We start from the raw sequence: 19625 nt of genomic DNA on the forward strand, positions 1-19625 counted from the left end.
AAAGAGATCACCACTTTCAAGAGTATACCTATATTATATCAAATTAACGCGGTAATGTGGTGAAATAGATGAAGAAACTTAGGCTGCCGAGACTTTCTCGACAGCCTGAAATTATCCAGTTATTTTCGTGAAAATCACTCGCTAACTCGAATTAACTGTAAAATATGTAGCTAATACTGCCACTTTTGCTCAGATTGAGTAGAATGGTTAAAAATAACTGTAGGTTTTCCATCTATTCTCGATTTCAACAGAAAATACGTCAAATATACTACATAAAATCCATTTATTTGCAAAACCAAGCCCCCGCGCACCAACATCCCCGCTCTATTGTCTATTTTCATCCACAATTACAAAAAAGCCCGCGCTAAGCGCGAGCCTACTCACATAACCACTATAGTACTTTGGACAAAAACGACTTCGTACGTTCCTGCGTAGGTGCCTCAAAAATTTGTTGCGGGCTGCCTTCCTCGATTATAACACCTTGCTCCATGAACATGACGCGGTCGCCCACTTCACGGGCGAATCCCATTTCATGGGTCACGACAACCATCGTCATGCCTTCTTTGGCCAACTGTTTCATTACCGCAAGCACTTCGCCTACCATCTCAGGATCAAGCGCCGATGTCGGTTCATCGAACAGCATGATCTTCGGCTCCATCGCAAGTGCACGTGCAATCGCAACGCGCTGCGCCTGACCACCTGATAATGAATCCGGAAGCGCATTTGCTTTATCAGCGAGTCCCACCTTAGCCAATAGCTCCAAGGCTTTCTTCCTTGCTTTATCCTCCGGCCATTTCCTTACCTGAAGCGGTGCTAGCATAATATTATCAATAACCTTCATGTGCGGGAATAGATGAAACCGCTGAAAGACCATCCCTAGTTCCATGCGGATCTCATTGATTTTGTTAGCAGGATCCATGAGATTGCGGCCATCTATCGTGATCGTTCCACCGTTAGGCTGCTCCAATAAGTTCAAGCATCGTAGAAATGTCGATTTCCCAGAACCCGATGGTCCAATGACAACCAAAACCTCTTGGTGCTGAATTTGCGTACTAATGTCACGAAGAACAACGTTATCTCCGAACGCTTTTTTCAGGTTCTTTACTTCAATTAGTGCCGTCATATTATACTCTCCTTTCGATATAGCCAAGAAGCTTGCTAAGAGAGTAAGTAAGAATGAAATAAATAAGTGCAGCTGTCAAATACGGCTCCCACACTTTGAAATATTGGCTTCGCATCGCATTCGACCAATACATCAACTCAGGTGCGGCGATAATGGCGAACAACGAGGAATCCTTGATAAGTACAATAAATTCATTCCCGAAAGGTGGAATCATCCGTTTGATCGCTTGTGGTAAAATAACTGATTTCATCGTTTGGAAGTGCGTCATGCCTAATGAATGAGCAGCTTCCGTCTGACCTTTATCAATGGATTGTATACCTGCACGGAAAATCTCCGCCATATATCCCGCGGAATTCAGAGACAATGCCACAATTGAAGCGATAATCGGGTTCGTCTCCCCTAGGAATAAAGGCACTACGCCAAAATGGACAAGCAAGATTTGAACTAACAACGGCGTGCCCCGGAAGAAGTTAACATATATACTTGTCGGCCATCTCAGATAGCCGCGGTGTGACATTTTACCTAAACCAACTGCAAGACCCAAGACAGACCCGAAACAGATGGAGAGAATGGAAATACCAATTGTCCATAGCGTACCTTTCAGCAGTAAAGGGACATAATCAAGAATGATATCAAAGCGAAAATCCATTCCACACTTCCTTTCCATTCATTATTTTGCTACTCACAGAAGAAAAGCATGCGTAAGGTTAAGTCACGCATGCCCTTGAACTTTTATTTTTGATCGAGCAATTTCTTCGTATCTGGCTCTTGACCGAACCATTTTTTGTACACAGTTGCATATTTGCCATTCTCAATTACTTTCTTAATCGCTGGATCCAACTTAGCTTTCAAATCACTGCCTTTAGGAAGCAAGATACCATAGTATTCGGATTCGAAGTTTTTCGCGTCAGCGATCGTAACGAATTTTTTGTTTGGATTATTTTTAACATATTCACGAATAATAGCAATATCCGCTACAACCGCGTCAACGCCATTACTTTCAAGCTCCATCAGAGCAAGTGTGTTGTTATCCATACGTTTCAGGGACTTATTATCCCCACCCATAATTTTCGTCATTAGCGTATCCGCAGTCGTAGAGATTTGAACCGCTACTTTCTTATCTTTCAAATCCAGTGCAGTTTTGATCGGACTGCCTTCTTTAACAAGAATCATGTTCGTGGATTCGAAATAAGGAGCTGAATAATCATACGTTTGTTTACGCTCATCCGTGATGGATACGCTGGAAATACCTGCTTGATATTCTTTACCTTGTTGAACACTCGTCAACATTGTATCCCAACCCGTGTTCGTGACACTATATGATAGACCCGCTTCTTTCATCACTTCAGCAAGGAAGTCAATATCGAAACCTGCCACCTTATCTTTATCCATATATTCCATCGGTGCATAAGCTGCATCTGTTGCAAATTTAACTTTCGTACCACCACTATCTTTCGAGCCACAACCTGCCATAGTTAAAACTAAAGCTGCTGCTACCACAGAAATCATTAACTTTTTCATCATTTTTCCCCCGTTCTATGTATTGGACGAATCATATATTAACACTTGGTCAATAAAATAACAACACTTTTATGCATAAAAAAAGCTAGGAAATTGCAGGAAGTGCGATATAAATTTCATTTTCAGTTTCATGCACAAATAGCTGAAATAGCTTTGTGATTTTTCCTAAAACAAAAAAACGCTCAGGTCTTAGACCCAAGCGCTCGTGTTTGCTGATGCATCCCTCTTACATCATTTTAAGTATCGCTTCTCTTCCTGTCATCCCAGCTACAATGCCCAGGTCTTCAGCCGTATAGGTTACTGATTCAAGCGGTGCTTCCAATAGCTCCTCGATCGTTCGAACCCCAGTGGCTCGCGCCGCTACAATATTCCTGTCACTTAATCGCTCGTTGAGCAGCGCCACATCGAGGGCGCCACACATAATATAACCTTTATCCGTCGTCACCACTAGCAAGGTCGTTTTCGGCAATTTTACCTCTATCGCGATTGCTGTATGTCCTTCAAGAAGAATGGGTTCTACGCGCATCATGCTCTGCACAGCTCCTCTTCGCAGTCTTACGGTAGTATATGCGCCTGCGGCTAGTACGGTGTGAGGTCACTGTAAAGATTCTATGTGTTTTTCTATTCACAGCCTCATTAATGCTCTCCGCTCAGCTTGAGGTCTGCATACCTGACAAACGCCAACAACTCTTCCTTGTTCATCTGAATAGAAACTTAGTTTTCTTTCCTTTTTTCGGCAAAATGAACACAATTGCTTGTTCACTTTGGAAACTTTCTTCCCGTAGAGGGACATCTGAATGATCTTCGTCGTCTCAACCTTATTTCTAATTTTGAAAGTAAGTCTATACACCAGAAGAAGCACACTCAATAGGAGGATAACAAGGACAATCCATTTCATAGCGCACCCTGCCTTCTTCAAAATTTGTTAAGTATACTGGATTTTTATTAACGTACCAATCATTCATATTCCTCTTCTGCTTCTTTGAGAATGGCTTTTGCTTCGATCCATTTTAATCTCAACAACGATTTATTTTTTCTGCTCGAAAACGAGGCTACATTTGCTCATGATATCATGATATAGTAATGTTGAGTGCGATTTCAGTGCAGTTAGGAGACTATGATGAACCCACGGGATCCAAACACAAGTCCGAAGAATGGACATCTATTCACCGTAGAGATTTTAATAGAAGATGGAACCAATGGCCTGGCAATGGAAAAGCTACTTCATTTATTAAATGTAGACACGGTCAAAGATTATCAAATTCTTAAAGGCATACAACTAGGCCAACTTATTGAATTAAATAAGAAACAAGGAATTCCTGATTCCTTACATACAAATAAAAAGCCTGTCGTTCCTACGCCTGCTGCTGCTGCCAGAACGAATCAATCTGAAGCCGCCAATCCTATTGTCGAGCAGCTAGAGAGATTCAAAACGAACAATACCTTGATCCGTTTGACGGTAGTCAAAGCGCAAGGTATTAAGCTGAACCTCCCTTGTCGCATCCTCAATTTCGACGCAAGCAGCCAGAATGTGACTGTCTATCATGTTGATGAAAAAAAGGTCTATCTGTTTAAGTTAAATGAAATCGACGATTACGTGGCAACAACTTAAAAAAATAAAGGTACCCTTGCTAACCATCTGCTTGGGTACCTTTTTCTATTCGCTTGATGCCGCTGCAACAGATATGCCATGCTTTAGCATATATTCCAGCTCTATGCGATCGACTGGAGGACTAAACCAATAGCCCTGGACTTCATAGCATCGATTCTGATACAAGAACTCCAACTGATCTTCGGTCTCTACACCTTCTGCAATTACCTTCAAATTTAAATGGTGTGTCATGGCGATAATGGTCGCGACAATAGCAGCATCATTCGGATCTATCATGATATCGCGAACGAAGGAGCGGTCAATCTTCAGCTTATCTATCGGAAATTTTTTGAGATAATAAAGCGAGCTATAGCCTGTACCGAAGTCGTCGATACTCACATTCACACCAAGCTCTTTCAGTTCAAGAAGGGATTGAATCGCATAATCCACATCCATCGTCATACTTTCGGTTATTTCCAACTCCAAATATTGCGGGTCAAGCTCTGTCTGTTCAAGCACGCGGCTTATTTTCCCAATTAAATTATGCTGGAAAAATTGTCTCATGGATAAGTTCACAGAAATCGGAATAGGGTCATACCCTTCGGTCTGCCAAGTTTTATTTTGTTTACATGCTGCGCGGAGTACCCACTCCCCAATGGGAACGATCAATCCACTTTCTTCCGCTAATGGGATAAAATGAGAAGGCATAACCATCCCTTTATCTGGGTGATTCCACCGGATTAATGCTTCCACACCTACAATCCGCCCCGAGCCTATGTCCACCTGCGGTTGATAGTACAGGACGAATTCTTCATTGGCTAACGCTCTGCGCAGCTCATTCTCCAGCTTCAAACGATTAAGAGAAACCGACTTCATGTCCGAATTGAAGATCTGAAAATCGTTTCTCCCCTTCTCTTTGGCCCTAGCTAAGGCAATATCCGCATATTTCATCAAATCATCTGCCTCGGTTGTATCCTCCGAGGAAATGGCGACACCAATGCTTGCCGTGACATGCAACTCATATTGTTCAAGCAGAAATGGTTTCTCGAGGACACGATTAATTTCGGCGATGACGGTCATCACATCATTCCCATCTTCCACATTGGGATAAAAAAAGGCAAACTCGTCACCTTCCGTACGCGCGAGGAAATCTTCAGTGGTTAAACAACGGGTGAACCGCTCTGCGAGTTGCAGCAGCAGCATGTTGCCATAGTCATGCCCAAAGCTATCGTTGACAAGTTTGAAGCGATCAATATCCAGATAAAATACTGCGACCTTATGTCCATCCTCTTTACACAAACGAAGCCGCTCGTTCAAATGATCTTTAAACAAGCGTCGATTCGGCAGTCCCGTCATGTCGTCATAATAGGCCATATATCGGACTTGCTCATCACCACGTTTACGTTCTGTAATGTCCTGACAAATCAAAATGTTCCCTTTGGCATGGTGATGAATATCGACAGGAACCGCTGTTACATGCAAATCGACGCGATATCCCCGCTGGTGCAGCACCGCGGTATCAAACGTGTACGGAACGCCATCGCGACTTTGCTGCAATTGCCGCTTGGTATGCTCCAATTGTTCTTCCGTTACAATCTTCGTAAAAGGTTGATGCAATAAATCTGCAACCGGGTATCCCAAAATCGATTCCGCCGCTTGATTCATGCGAATGAATTTACCCTCATCATTGAAAATCCCAATCGCATTGGGGTTATGTTCAAATAGCGAATCCAGTACACTCAGATACGCATGATCTCTCGGAAGTTCCTTAGATATGTACGGTTGGCGCAGCGATTGCTTAGTACGCAATGTATAAAGCAATGCGAGTGCACCCAAGAGACAAATCCATGGGGCGTACGGCTTTACGAAAATGCTAGCACATATGGCTACGACGACATATACGCCAATATAGAGCCGATTGTTCACGAATTCGCCCCCTTCTATACGTGTATGTTCAATTTCTACAATGGTTGTGCCATTTCCTGCTAACTTGCCATGAAATGCGAAAAAGAGCCAGATTTCTCCGGCTCATTTTGCTAATTTATTTTAAAAGCTGCAATAGCAAGCAGGATCCAGCCGACAAGAAAGCTTAATCCACCTAGTGGCGTTATGGGACCGAAGGCCTTAATCCCCGTCAAGCTTAACCCATACAAACTGCCAGAGAACAAGATAATGCCGATGAAGATTGCCCATCCAGAGGCATTCACCAACGAAGTATTTCCTAGCTTGTCCGAGAGCAGTGCGATCACGAGTAAACCAATCGCGTGAATCATGTGATAATGAACGCCTGTTTGAAATACATCGATCTTATCGGGAATTTTGGCTTTTAGAATATGGGCACCAAATGCACCTAACGCGACAGATAGGAAAGCATTCAAGCTTCCGAGAATCAAAAACAATTTCATCATGAGACTACATTTCCTTTCCTTGCTGTGATGAACTACTCGACTTCACCAATATCATGTTGACCTACAATTAAACGAACCGGCTCCAAGAAAACACGCGTAACGGTAGGCTGCTCGATCAAATTCACTTCAATATCTTCAATCTTATAACGAATTGTCTTGCCTTCACGCTTGTCATAAACAACGTCAAACTGCTTTAAACCTAGCTGGTGAATCAGAACGGAAGAACCAATCGAGACAGCGTTGGATTCAAATTCTCCATGTTCAAATACTACCTCGGACATAATCTCATCATTCATATCGACAATCGTAACGTACTGGCAAAATTGGTATCTCATCGTAAAAACTCCCCCTTGGATTGGATGTGTTTAGGTATATGTACCCATTCGCCAAAAAATGTCGATATTCCTGCTATTTTTTATGATTCCCCATCATGTTCACATAAAATCCAATAAATAGATGACAATCGGTATCGTAACCATGCTGAATAATGTCGAAGTAAACACGGCTTGCGAAGAAAACTCAGCCTCATTCTCATACTCAATGGCAAGGAGTACACTACTTAATGAAGTAGGAACTGCGCAGGACAGAACCAACGCCTTCGCGGTCAATCCTTCAATCCCCAACATCCATACAACCAGAAACCCTAACAGTGGACCGATTGCCAACCGCAACATATTCGACAATAAGACATTTGAGAACTGAAATGTCCATTTCATGGCGCCAAGCTGTACACCTAACGTCAACAGCGCTGTGGCCATAAAGGCATTTGCAATGTAGTTCAGCGGAATGTTGATCGAAGATGGTACTGGCACATGATAATAACGCAACAGGAGAGCAATTGGAATGGCATATATGACGGGTAACGAAAGAATCGTTTTCATAGTTGCTTTCCAAGAAGCCTTATGTGCATTTAACGTATATATCCCGTAAGTATTAGGGATGAGCGTCTGCATAATCATAATAACAATCTGGATAGCGAGTGTATAAGCATTGCCAGCGAATACAGTTTGATTAAGCGGCAGCGCATAATTCGCACTATTATAGAAGATAACGCTATTCCGCATGGCGATCCGCATCCCGCGCTGCAGCTTCTGAATGCGGATAATCACTTCAATCGTGGCAAATAGAAGGCTGAAGAAAATAACAAAGAATAGGAGTACCTGCATGAGAATCGAGAGACTCATTTCGGATTCATACAGCTTTACAAAAACCAGCGCTGGTGAAAACACATAGAAATTGAGCTTTGAGAGTGTTCGAATGTCAATCTGAAAGGCGCGATACATGGTCACGCCAACCGCGATCATGATACAAATCGGAACAATATTATTAATTAAGATATACGCGAAATAATTCATTTCCAAGCCTCAATTCATCGAGAATCCCCATGATGCTCCTTACATGGTGGCATTAACACTTGTGATGATTCGTTTCAATTGTGCGTTAAAATTTACAATTTCTTCCGGCGATAGACCGCTCGAAGCGAACAATGTTTGCGGAATGCATAACGCCTGATCATAGAGAGCTAAACCGGCTTCAGTGATGCGTATAACAACTACCCGCTCATCTTCCTGCGAACGGTTCCGGACAAGCAACTTCTGCGTTTCCATTCGTTTGAGCATCGGAGTCAATGTACCCGAATCCAGGTCGAGCTTTTCACTAAGCTCCTTCACGGTACTCTCCTTTTGCTCCCAGAGCACAAGCAGTACCAAGTATTGTGGATATGTGATACCAAGCTCCTCTAGAAGAGGGCGATACATACGGGTAATCGCTCTGGAGCTGGCATAGAGACTGAAACAAAGCTGATTCTCCAGCTTCAAAAATTCACTGCTGCTCATCGTCGTTTCCTTTCCTTCCGTCGTATTGTAAACAATCGATTTGCTTCCAATTTAAACAAAAAGCGCCCGACTGTCAATACAAAACGCGGATGAGCTCCCATCCGTAGGGCGCACATCCGCGTTTGACAAGTTTACTTATTTAATATTTTGACTTTTCACGTACTCTAACCATTGTTTCTTATACTCTGCTTGAATTTTATCAAGTCCTGCCACTTTTGCTTTTTCCATAAATGTTTTCAGTCCGCCTTCAACATCCGCAACGAGTCCTGCTTCGAGTGGATACAGATATTGTTTCTCCACTTGCTCTAATGCTGCTCTTTCTGCTTGATAACTCGTATAATCTTCTGCGAAACCTGTGTATTTATCAGGTGTTGCAATTTTATCTAGATCAGCGAAGATCTTCTTCACGCCATCGTATCCTTTATCGAATAACATAAACTCAGGATTTCTCCAAGCCCAACCCTGCATAGCTTCTCTAGGGAAACCATTGCTGTTCGTGTCACCGATCATGGTGTAGTATCCATTATCTACTGTATAGTTTTTGCCTAAGATTCCGTACTCAGTCAATTGATTGTACGTTTTGTCCGTTACCATTTTTTCGTAAAAAGCAAGTGCACGCTCCGCATTTTTAGAGCTTTTTGGAATCGCGAAGCCATTGTGAATCGGGTGAACGGGCTCGGCATGGCCTTTAATCATTGGCGCAGGGTAGTACTCAAGCTTCCAATCTGGGTGGGTAGATGCAATTTTCAACTTTTGATCATTGAAACGGCTAGGGTTATCTCCTAAGTTCGCTGCTGCTTTACCACTCGTAATTAGATCTGTCATTGCATCTTTCGTGTTCAGAACGTTCTTCGTAATATAGCCAGCATCCTGCCATTTCTTCATGGCTTTCAACTCATTTAAGTGCTCTGTTGAACCCCAATACAAGCTAACCTCTGATGGCGTCTTATACCCGATGTTCAAGCCATATGGAACAGCTCCAATCGGATCGATCGTCAGATTCTTGTATTGATCAGAGAGGCTGCCTTTTACGTCACTATTCGCTGCCAGCGGCACCATATCAGGCACATTCTTCTTAATACCTGCTAAATACGCTTCGAAATTAGCAAGGGAATCCGGTTTCGGTAAATTGAATTTCTCTCTGAGATCTTCACGCCAGATGAAGCCAGTTGTTACATACTCTTTGTACGTAGCAGGAACCGTGTAGATTTTGCCATCGATTTTGACCGCTTCCCACATATCCTTCGGTACGAAGCTATTTAATTTCGGTGCGGCTTTGGGAAGCAATTCATCCAGCGCTAGGAAAGCCCCTTTTTTGGCATAGGACTGGTATTGTGTCCATTCTGCTGTGAAGATCAAATCCACCGCTTGGCCGGATGACAATAACAGCTTATATTTCTGATCCCAATCCGTCCATGTTGTGAAATTGAATTTGACCGTTGCATTCAAATCTTTCAAGGCCAGCTTGTTAATTTCTTCTTCAATGATCGGAAGATCTTTCGGTGCAGGTCCTAACATGTAGAATTGCAATTCCACTTTCTTCGAAGTATCTAATCCTGCTGGCTTAGCTGTAGTCGCTGCTGCTGTAGTCTCTGGCGCTTTCGTTGCCGGGGCTGCGGAAGGACTTGGCGAGCTTGTGGATGTGGAACTGCTGCACCCGGCTACAACGGAACCGGCAAGCGCTAACGCCATTGACACACTGTACATCTTCTTCGCATTACTTTTCATGTGAATCCTCCCTTTATTTGTACTCATATCAAATTGGATGAAACCATCTATGTTAGCTGACGGAACAACTCCGTAACAGTTCTAACCTTTCACAGCGCCTATGGTTAAGCCTTTCACGAAGAATCGTTGAACGAATGGATACAGGAATAATATCGGCCCTGTTACGATAATGGCCATCGCAAGTTTGGTTGATTCGGATGGAATGTCCTGACTCATCGTTACGCCCGTAGAGACCCCGAGCTGTGAAACCGCAGCTGCTGTGTTAATGATGTTATACAAGAAATACTGCAGCTCGTATTTGTTCTGATCATTAATGAAGAGCGATGTCGAAAACCAGCTGTTCCAATAATGTAAGGCCAGGAATAATCCAACAGTAGCAATCCCGGGCATGGCTAAAGGAAGAACGACTCGGTAATATATCGTGAAATCATTCGCCCCGTCAATCTTGGAAGACTCGGTTAACTCTTCAGGAATCGATGACTTAATGAAACTGCGCATTAATATAATAAGAAAGGGAGACATGAGTCCCGGGAATATCAGTGCTGCGTACGTGTCAGTTAACTGCAGATATTTCGTCATCATGATGTACCAAGGGACAAGACCACCACCGAAGAGCGTCGTAAAGTAAATATAGAAGGAAAGCTTATTCCGATATTTAAAATCTTTCCTTTGCAGCACATAGCCCGCCATCGTCATCATGAACAGCCCGAGCGCCGTCCCTACTACCGTCACAAAAATCGTGACCCCGTAAGCAGTCAGAACTTTCTCAGGGAATGTTAGCACCGCCTTGTAAGCTGTCAATGAAAAAACGCTCGGTATGAGGTGATATCCGTCTTTAATAATGGATTCATTGTCCGTTAGAGAACCAGAAATGATGAGAAGGAAAGGAAACAAGCAGATCACAGAAAACGCGATAATGACAAGATAAGCAATAATGTTAAACGTAACTGAATCAATTCCTCTAGTACGCATGTGCTTCACCTCCTAGAAAAGTGCATATTCATCGTTGGATTTTTTAATCAGATAATTGACGGTCATAATGAGAACGAACCCGAAGATCGATTGGAACAATCCTGCTGAAGTCGCCATCCCGATATCAAACGTTACTTTCAAGGAGCGGAAAACGTAGGTATCCAAAATGTCGGTTGCATTATACAAGATACCGTTATTCCCAATTAATTGGTAGAAGAGATCAAATTGACCTTTCATAATGCTGCCCAGTGCAAATAAAAGCAATATAATGAAGGTTGGCTTCAACATCGGAACCGTAATATACCAAATCCGCTGAAAAATGTTCGCGCCGTCAATCGTCGCAGCTTCGTAATACTCATCACTAATCCCCGTTATCGTAGCAAGATAGATGACCATGGTATAACCTACATTTTTCCAAACATAGAACATAATCAGCAGGAAAACCCATGAAGAAGGTGTGTTATAAATGTCCACCGGGTTAGATCCCCAGGATTTCAGCGTTGTATTCACGAAGCCAGTATCATAATTAAACATGTTGTAAGCGATTGCATTCAGCAGAACAAATGAAATAAAATAAGGTAAGAACATCACGGATTGCGTAAGTTTCTTAAAGAACTTTCCTGTCATTTCACTTAATAGAATGGCACAAAAGATGGCTGTCGCATTTAAAAAGACGATGAATGCCAGGTTGTAGGCAACCGTATTCCGCGTTAGCGTCCACAGCACGCCTGATTTCCATAAGAATTCGAAATTCGCTAGTCCTACAAAGGGACTTCCGAAAAGTCCTCCATTAAAATCAAACCGGGTAAATGCAAAGTAGATCCCAACCATCGGTACGTACGAATTAATAAAGAAGAAAATTAATGTTGGCGCTATCATGAGAAACAACAATTTATTTTTGTGTAACTCGTAGAAAAATCCTTTCTTTCGGATCATGCTGGTAAACCTCCCTGCGTTAATATGTCTTGTTGATCTTGTCAGTTGCCATACTCGAATTATAGACAGAATTATTCCATCAAGGATACTGAAGATCCACTAACATTTATGAACGAACCCACCCATAACGGCCTTAACGGCATATGCACAATGTAAACTTTCATGGAGAATTCGGCGTTTCTAGTGCATTTTCAGCCCTAGGGCCATCTGATTCCATTGCAAGCCGAATCAAGTTGGGATATACTTTTTTTACCAAAGGGGGGGACGGATAGCTTGATACTTCGAAATCAAGAAAGCAAATTCATGTACCGCAACATACTTCTCAGTATTGTTTTATCCATCGTCATTACCTTGCTTGTCTCCTCTACAATTCTTTATTTCAACTTCGACAATATTGCGCTGAAACAAGTGTACGAATCCGATTCCAACTCCTTGCTCCAAACGAGTCAAGAAATTCGAACCATTACGGAAACCGCAACTTCCCTATCTTTCCAAATTTATCGTGATTTCGTAATCAGTAAATTGTTATTTTACGATAAACCTGATATTTATGATGTCCAAGGCAGCATGGCCCAATTGAATTTATACCGGCTAGCGATGCCATTTATCGATTCCATTTATGTGTATAACGGAACCTCAGAGCTTTTCTACGTGAGTTCAAACAACTTTCAGAGCGGTATCCAAACAAAAGCGAACCTTGGTGACCCTGGCATGGTCGATATCCTCGATCACTTTCAGGATTACATTCCTTTCTTGCCAATTCCAAGAACCTTCAAGTCAACCAATGTAAGTTCACTTCAAACAACGACTGTCGGGATTTATTCCTATTTGTGCTATGATGCGATCAATTTGAACAATTCCTTGAACTCTGCCGTTGTCGTGAATATCTCAGAATCATTCTTCAATAAATCTTTGAAAAAAATCGCCAACAATCGGGCCAGCAACGAATTTATTATTACTAAAGAAGGCGTTCTGATTTCCACCGATGGCTCCAATCCTGTACTTTCCAATTATTCGGATAGGAGTTACATCCAGAAGATTATCGCCAATGCTTCTTCGCCTGGTTATTTGGTCGATAACGTCAATGACAATCCATCTTTAATTTCGTATACAGCGCCTGATTCCCTAGGATGGCGTTACGTTCGAACAACTCCTTACACCATCATTACAAAAGAGATCCGAGACATGCGTCTCAAAACGATTTATATCTCGCTTAGTATTCTTCTAGTCGGGCTGCTTATTTCGTTCTTTATGTCCAAGCGATTATTCGGTCCCATTGATAAGGTCATTCGAAGCTTAAAGACATTAGAAATCGAAAAGCGAGATAACCTTCAAATTTTACGACAAAATTTCTTGAGAAATATTATGCTAGGTCGAGATGCCTACCACCCTCAAGCTTTGAAATCGAAATTGACCTATTTCGGTTCCAAAATTGCCATTGACCATCCTTCTTTGCTTCTTATGATCAAAATTGATAAATATGAAGAAAGCCTTCGCACGTATAAAGATCAACTTACCTTGTTACGTTATGCCATCATGAATATCGGTACTGAAGTCAGCTCTTCCACCTTTCACGCGGAAGGCATCGATATGGGGGATGATCAAATCCTTATGCTCCTGTCTGCGAAAGAAGCCGATTTCAAATGGGATCCCGTTGCTTTCACTGCGTTGCTTCACAATATGCAATCATCGATCTCTTCCTTCATTAAATTATCCGTTTCAATTACCGTAAGCCCGTTGCAGGATGAAACGATACCGTGTTTCCAGCTCTACAAGCAATTGCTGGAGGCATCCTACCACCGTTTGTTTCGAGGTCATGGTTGTATCATTTGGTCAGACGAGATCATCGCGTATCGCACCAAGGAGTACAAATTTCCATCTCAAAAGGAAAAACAACTCGTCGATTGCCTCATGACCGGCGATTCCGAGGAGGCCGAACTGCTTTATACAGACATTGTGAATGAAACATCGCTATACCCTTACACGGTCGTCCATTTGGCCATTTCCCACCTCACCTTAACCGTTAATAATGTACTAACAACAATCAACAAGAATCATGCACTGGCCTTCCCCCTCTACTTGGATGCCGATGTTGCTTCACTGACCCATGTCGAAATTATCGAAGAAATTAACGTGCAGTTCATTGACGTATTCAAGCAGCTTCAGAAAAAGCTGGATGAGAAGCGAAGCTCTAAGCATGTCGAGCTGATCAAGAAAATGAACGATATCATTGATCGGGATTATGCGAATCAGAACTTGTCCCTTAACTCAATTGCAGATGAGCTCGCCATGTCCTCCATCTATATTAGTCGTTTGTATAAGCAGCATACGATGGCTGCCATTACCGATGTGATTCAAGATGTACGGATGAACAAGTCCAAAGATCTGCTTTTAAACTCATCGCTATCTGTTGCTGATATTGCGGAGAAGACAGGATTCACCAGCGACTCCTATTTCTATCGCTTATTTAAGAAATATAATGGGATTACGCCGAATGACTTCCGCAAACAGCTCAAATACGAAATTACTCTCCAACAGAAAGGGATTGAAGAATAATGCATTGGCTCCATGACCACAAGAATCAATTACATCTAATTTTCGCCGAAGCAAAGGATGCTGTAGGCCAATTTCCTTCACCTTTAGACCAGCTAGGGCTTGCCTATCTTGCTAAGTTTGACCCTACGCACGAAGGTAGCAGCAAGAATTACATATGTTATCTTCTTCCGTATTGGATGAAAGATATCTGCAAGTTGCCTGCAGAGTCGTTTAACAAACTATCTCTCGCGAATATCTTCGTCATGCTGTATTACTTCATTCAAGACGATATTATGGACGCTAGCAAAGGCGAACACGCCAGTAAGTTACCGCTCGCAAATTTATTTCATGTCCAATTTCTGTCCATTTATCGCGAGCTATTTCCTTCTAATTCCCCTTTCTGGGCTTATTACGAAACTTACATCTTTGAGTGGTCTAAAAGTGTAACGAATGAGCTTCAATCGGATTACTTCCATGGGGACAAATTTCAAATTGCCAAGAAAGCTAGTCCAGTTAAAAATGCAAGCACAGGAGCGCTGCTCCTTGCGAATCAAGCTGATCTCATCCCTGTAGTGACGGAAGCCGTTGAACAGACACTAGTAACTCTCCAGATGTTGGATGATTGGGCTGACTGGGAAGAGGATCTAGTCGATGGATCGTATAATTGCTTATTAGCTTCTATCCGTAAGCACTTGTGTCTTTCACCTGCCGATATTCTCACCCACGACATGGTCAAGCAGCAGCTCTATGTCCATGATTTCTTCGCTGATTATGGGAAGACAGCTGATTCCCATCATGAGCATCTGCTAAGCCTGTCCGCAGGGATGGAGCAATTGCTCGCCTTCCATGACTCACTCGTGCAGAATATTCATCGTGAGACCGAGGAAATCAAAGAACGAAGAGCGACTTTAGTCTCTGGTGGATTCTACTATTTCTTGTCTAATTCTGATAGAATTTGATAGATTATTAGAATTAAATATGCTATACTTGTATTTGTAGGAAAAATTACCCAAATGACTAGGAGTGATTACAAATGTCCACAAATGAAAGCGTTAAGGCCAAAATTATTCAAAAAGCTTGGGAAGATGAAGCGTTCAAACAACAACTTCTAGCCAACCCGAAAGCAGCGCTGAAGCAAGCATTTAACATTACACTACCTGAAGACATCAAGGTTAAAGCTGTTGAAGAAACTTCGACAGAATTCGTTTTAGTAATCCCTACAAATCCAGCAAAAGTTCTTGTTGCCTCTAATGCAGTCCAAGTAGTTTGGTAAAATAATAAAGGTGTCCCGCGCAATCAGCGGAACACCTTTTCTTAATTTATTGTCACATTGGGGAAACGTATAATCACTTCTGTACCTTGGTATCTTTGGCTTTTAAACTCGATATGCCCCTTCATGATCTCGATCAAACGAAACGTCACCATTAACCCTAGCCCCGTCCCTTTTGACTTCGTTGAGTAATAAGGCTCGCCTAACTTCCTCAGCTGCATGGGCTCAATTCCCTCGCCATTATCCTTGATATGTATGAATACCTCTTCATTCTTCTCATAAGCCCAGATATGTATTTGTCCATCAGCTTGAAACGCCTCAATACTATTCTTAATAATGTTGATCAGGATTTGCTTAAGCTTCGATGAATTCCCACATATGTGTAAATCAGAAGGAACATTGACTATTATTCGTCCACCATTCAGCGTTGCTAAAGGGACGATAATACCTTCTATCTGACTAATTTCCTTACTTACATTTAATTCTACTAATTCATCGAGCTGCGGCTTCGCAAATGTTAGAAAATCTGTAATAATGACTGAAGCCCGATCTAATTCTTCGATGGCAATCGTCATATATTCTTTGTTCTTATCATCCGTTCTTGCGGCAACAAGTTGTAGAAAACCTCGAGTAACCTGTAATGGATTCCTTACTTCATGGGCGACCGATGCTGCTAAGGAACTAATCATCTCCATTTTCTCGGATAGCTGCAATTGATGGTTATAGAATTCCAGCTCTTTGGAATAGTTCGACATCTGCTCCTGATTCATAGCGAAACGCCTGCCCAAGATCACAATAAGTGCAATGATAAATCCAACCACACCAAATTTCCATAAGAAGAACTGATACTTTTGATTATTCGTGTAATAGAGTATGAGATCAAAGACACCCATGAGTGCAAATATAGCGAAGCCTGAAGAGAAAATAACTGCCTCTCGGTTTCCTCGAATCACATAAACGATAGACAAACCAATAATTAATATAAATTGGAGAATCATAATCACACTTAACAGAGTGAGTGAGAAAAACATATATACTTTTAAAAATTGATAGTGATTGAGCTGATTAAGTACCATTAGAATAAGGCAGAATGCTGAATACCCTATCTGAAATTTCCGGAACATGCGAATCCATTTAAATTTGCCATTATCGAATATTTTCTCAAAAAAATAAATAAGTGATGGTAAAAATACGGCTAAGGAAACATCAAAAGTATTTACGATTAGAGCACCCAAAGATGTGAAATTCGCATAAAGAAAAGGGGAGTAGGTGAGAAAGATTGTACCTAAGGTGAGAATGATCAGACTAAGTGAGATCCAGCTTGTCCGTTGTTTCTGTTTGAGAAAGAGGGAGCAAATTAGCATAATAACAGCAATGAATAGAAAAGCAAATCCAAGAATAATATTCTGCAAATCACGAAATATGAATGTACGAGTTAGCGAGGTATAATGATCTAATCGGATATCGGAATGTATGCCTAATCGGTCCATGCTCGTCTGAAGTTTTAAATAGACATCCCCTCCACCATCCTCCATACTAATAGGCAGCAAACTCCGCTGTTCGTCGTATGGAAAGTTAAATTTCACCTCGTTAAGCAATCTATCACCTATGTAAACCGATACCTGTTGTGCATAAATACCGTCAATAAACATGCCATAATCTTTCGGAAGCTGATTCGGTAGTTGAATACGAATCCAAGCCGTAGATACCTTATCTGGTTTATCTGGCATCTCAGTTCCATTTTCTATCGTTATCCATCCATTTTCCTGTTTCGAAGATAGGATATCCTGAATTGTATCATTGGGCCCCCCCCACTTCATCTCCCAGTTTGGAATCGTTTTCACGCCATCGGGCTGCTCCGCCATCACATAATTCGCCATAAATAATAAGCCAAGGATGATAACTAACCCTATTTTCCAGCGCAGATGATGCTGTTGAAGCCATTGTTGCATGTATTCACCTTCCCCTCGCATGCACTGTAAGTTATTTACATTAAATGAATTCGACGGGGTGAAGTGCTTTCCTTCTTAGCCGAGTAAACATTATACAAACAAAATGAAACGATCCGCACATTTCAACTGGTAAGCGATGCTTAATCGTGGGACTATTTCTTTACCTCTGGATGATTTCCAAATTTCACCATAAATGCAAAAAGCCATTTCCAAGGAGATCACTCTTCTTGAAAACGGCTTCCGCCACGAACTTATAGCTTCAAGCGATACATCGCTTTGTTTTCTAAACCGCGAATCATCGGCGTCCATGAATCGGACTCGGGTGTGACAAGCAGTGTATCCTCAACCATTTGGAGCTTCGCATCCATCGAATCAATGTAATGAAGTGCAACTGCCTCCGGCAGCTGCGGCAGCACTGGACTTCCCCACTCCGGCAAGTTGTGGTGAGATAGCACAATATGTTGCAACCCGATGACGAGGTCGGATTGAAGATCTAACCCAAGGTGCAGCGCAGCCTCCGTAATCCAATTGGACGCCATGGAAATGTGACCAAGAAGCTTCCCTTGCACACTATAGTCAGAAACGATACCAAGCTGAGCAATCATTTCTTCTGGTTTGGCAATGTCATGAAGGATAATACCTGCTTTGATCAAGTCCGCATTGAGAAATGGTCGCTGTTTGCAAATAAACTCACCAAGCTCAAGCATCCGCACGATATGATAGGCAAGGCCTGCAAAATACGCGTGATGGTGTGTCTTAGCCGCTGGATAGTGGTCCAGCTTATCCCCCACCTTCGCCACGCAAAATGCAACGATTGACTGGATCGTTGGATTCGTAATACTCGCCAACACGCCGTTGATCGTATGAATCAAATCAGTTGGACTGATCGGTGCTGAACGGATAAAATCCGTAATCTGCACGCCATCTTCAGGCCGTGCTTTGCGAATCTTGGCAATTTTCACTTGCAAGCGTTCACGATACAATTGAACAAGACCCTGTACTTTGACCAAAGTCATCGGGAAAAAAGTCTCTTTATCCGCGCTACTTACGTCCCACATTTTAGCAGATACTTGTCCAGTCGCATCACAGAGCACAATATCCATAAAATCCTTGGCAGGCGTTGTATTCGTTTGTTTAACTTCCAGCTCTTTAATTAAGTAGAAACCTGTAAATTCATCTGGTGCTTGTAACTGTTTAATTAATGTCATGTGTGTGCCTCCAATAATCAATAGGAACATTATACTACGAAATGCTCCCAGTTGATTAGTGGTCTATTTAGAAATTTATGTTTCTGACTACTTGCTCACATCACATACTCACGAAAAACTTCGTTCAAATACACATACTTACTTCTTGGATATTTGAACCCTAGGAAAAAGCCAGAGAAATCAATCTCGACGGAAACTAATCTCCGACTAGTTACTGTTCTTCGAATCAATTGATTTAACCAAGTCGCATTCTGTGTATTAATGGCGCAGCAGCTTATTCATCCGTTCTGTATATGTTCATCTGTGTACACACTCCCAAACACCATATAGAATAGACTATTGCTTATGGATGGGGTTGGTGTGGGCTTAGGTCTTGAACATTCAGCAAGTAGTTTTGAGATTAACTGGATTTCCTACATCTATTTCCGAGTAAAACTAGCCCTTTGGGCATTTAAATGGATTTCCTACATCTAATTTGACTCAACAAGTCCCATTTGCCGAAAATGAGTTGAAATAACGGGAGGAAATCCAGTTATTTTACAAAAT

18 protein-coding genes are annotated in these 19625 nt (G+C 42.0%); 4 read left to right on the top strand and 14 right to left on the bottom strand.

Annotated elements, in window-relative coordinates:
• Positions 1-391 precede the first annotated feature (391 nt).
• The 4 genes from AC58PV_RS24975 to AC58PV_RS24990 form a co-directional block, all read right to left on the bottom strand.
• The gene (locus AC58PV_RS24975; protein WP_497435287.1) at positions 392-1123 is read right to left on the bottom strand and encodes an amino acid ABC transporter ATP-binding protein; all 732 of its coding nucleotides are present in this window, start codon (positions 1121-1123) and stop codon (positions 392-394) included.
• 1 nt (position 1124) lies between these two features.
• Entirely contained in the window at positions 1125-1772 is a 648-nt protein-coding gene (locus AC58PV_RS24980) for an amino acid ABC transporter permease (protein WP_497435288.1), read from the bottom strand.
• Positions 1773-1855: 83 nt separating this feature from the next.
• The gene (locus AC58PV_RS24985) at positions 1856-2596 is read right to left on the bottom strand and encodes a basic amino acid ABC transporter substrate-binding protein (RefSeq protein WP_497435486.1); all 741 of its coding nucleotides are present in this window, start codon (positions 2594-2596) and stop codon (positions 1856-1858) included.
• Positions 2597-2870: 274 nt separating this feature from the next.
• Positions 2871-3173, bottom strand: a complete 303-nt coding sequence (locus tag AC58PV_RS24990; protein WP_056624253.1) for a YunC family protein — start codon at positions 3171-3173, stop codon at positions 2871-2873.
• A 588-nt stretch (positions 3174-3761) separates the two neighbouring features.
• On the opposite strand from AC58PV_RS24990, the gene AC58PV_RS24995 reads away from it, so the two are divergent.
• Entirely contained in the window at positions 3762-4256 is a 495-nt protein-coding gene (locus AC58PV_RS24995; protein WP_497435289.1) for a hypothetical protein, read from the top strand.
• Positions 4257-4301: 45 nt separating this feature from the next.
• Here AC58PV_RS24995 and AC58PV_RS25000 read toward each other — a convergent pair whose 3' ends face one another.
• The 8 genes from AC58PV_RS25000 to AC58PV_RS25035 all read right to left on the bottom strand — a co-directional run bounded on the left by AC58PV_RS25000 (position 4302) and on the right by AC58PV_RS25035 (position 12114).
• On the bottom strand, positions 4302-6161 hold the full coding sequence (locus AC58PV_RS25000) for a putative bifunctional diguanylate cyclase/phosphodiesterase (protein WP_497435290.1): 1860 nt from the start codon (positions 6159-6161) through the stop codon (positions 4302-4304).
• A 110-nt stretch (positions 6162-6271) separates the two neighbouring features.
• Complete coding sequence (locus tag AC58PV_RS25005; protein ID WP_497435487.1) at positions 6272-6640, bottom strand: DUF423 domain-containing protein; 369 nt, start codon at positions 6638-6640, stop codon at positions 6272-6274.
• A gap of 35 nt (positions 6641-6675) precedes the next feature.
• The gene (locus AC58PV_RS25010; RefSeq protein ID WP_497435292.1) at positions 6676-6978 is read right to left on the bottom strand and encodes a hypothetical protein; all 303 of its coding nucleotides are present in this window, start codon (positions 6976-6978) and stop codon (positions 6676-6678) included.
• 99 nt (positions 6979-7077) lie between these two features.
• A complete protein-coding gene (locus AC58PV_RS25015; RefSeq protein WP_497435293.1) occupies positions 7078-7998 on the bottom strand; it encodes an AEC family transporter in 921 nt (306 codons plus the stop codon).
• A 39-nt stretch (positions 7999-8037) separates the two neighbouring features.
• Positions 8038-8478 carry a MarR family winged helix-turn-helix transcriptional regulator gene (locus AC58PV_RS25020; protein ID WP_497435294.1) on the bottom strand — a complete coding sequence of 147 codons (441 nt, stop codon included), beginning with the start codon at positions 8476-8478 and terminating at the stop codon, positions 8038-8040.
• 135 nt (positions 8479-8613) lie between these two features.
• Complete coding sequence (locus AC58PV_RS25025; protein WP_497435488.1) at positions 8614-10212, bottom strand: extracellular solute-binding protein; 1599 nt, start codon at positions 10210-10212, stop codon at positions 8614-8616.
• Between the two features lie 75 nt (positions 10213-10287).
• Positions 10288-11178, bottom strand: coding sequence for a carbohydrate ABC transporter permease (locus AC58PV_RS25030; protein ID WP_068662913.1), 891 nt, complete (start codon positions 11176-11178; stop codon positions 10288-10290).
• Positions 11179-11190: 12 nt separating this feature from the next.
• Positions 11191-12114 (bottom strand): ABC transporter permease, encoded by a 924-nt coding sequence (locus AC58PV_RS25035; protein ID WP_497435296.1) that lies wholly within the window; start codon positions 12112-12114, stop codon positions 11191-11193.
• Between the two features lie 273 nt (positions 12115-12387).
• On the opposite strand from AC58PV_RS25035, the gene AC58PV_RS25040 reads away from it, so the two are divergent.
• The 3 genes from AC58PV_RS25040 to AC58PV_RS25050 all read left to right on the top strand — a co-directional run bounded on the left by AC58PV_RS25040 (position 12388) and on the right by AC58PV_RS25050 (position 15922).
• Positions 12388-14670, top strand: coding sequence for an AraC family transcriptional regulator (locus AC58PV_RS25040; RefSeq protein ID WP_497435297.1), 2283 nt, complete (start codon positions 12388-12390; stop codon positions 14668-14670).
• Complete coding sequence (locus tag AC58PV_RS25045) at positions 14670-15608, top strand: hypothetical protein (protein ID WP_497435298.1); 939 nt, start codon at positions 14670-14672, stop codon at positions 15606-15608. The genes AC58PV_RS25040 and AC58PV_RS25045 overlap by 1 nt, the downstream gene beginning before the upstream one ends.
• Before the next feature lie 74 nt (positions 15609-15682).
• Entirely contained in the window at positions 15683-15922 is a 240-nt protein-coding gene (locus AC58PV_RS25050) for an NHLP leader peptide family RiPP precursor (RefSeq protein ID WP_497435299.1), read from the top strand.
• A 41-nt stretch (positions 15923-15963) separates the two neighbouring features.
• On the opposite strand, the gene AC58PV_RS25055 is transcribed toward AC58PV_RS25050, so the two are convergent.
• Positions 15964-17871 carry an ATP-binding protein gene (locus tag AC58PV_RS25055; RefSeq protein WP_497435301.1) on the bottom strand — a complete coding sequence of 636 codons (1908 nt, stop codon included), beginning with the start codon at positions 17869-17871 and terminating at the stop codon, positions 15964-15966.
• Between the two features lie 251 nt (positions 17872-18122).
• Entirely contained in the window at positions 18123-19079 is a 957-nt protein-coding gene (locus AC58PV_RS25060; RefSeq protein WP_497435302.1) for a 3'-5' exoribonuclease YhaM family protein, read from the bottom strand.
• Positions 19080-19625 lie beyond the last annotated feature (546 nt).

The sequence above is a fragment of the Paenibacillus sp. J22FR83 genome (assembly GCF_059691955.1).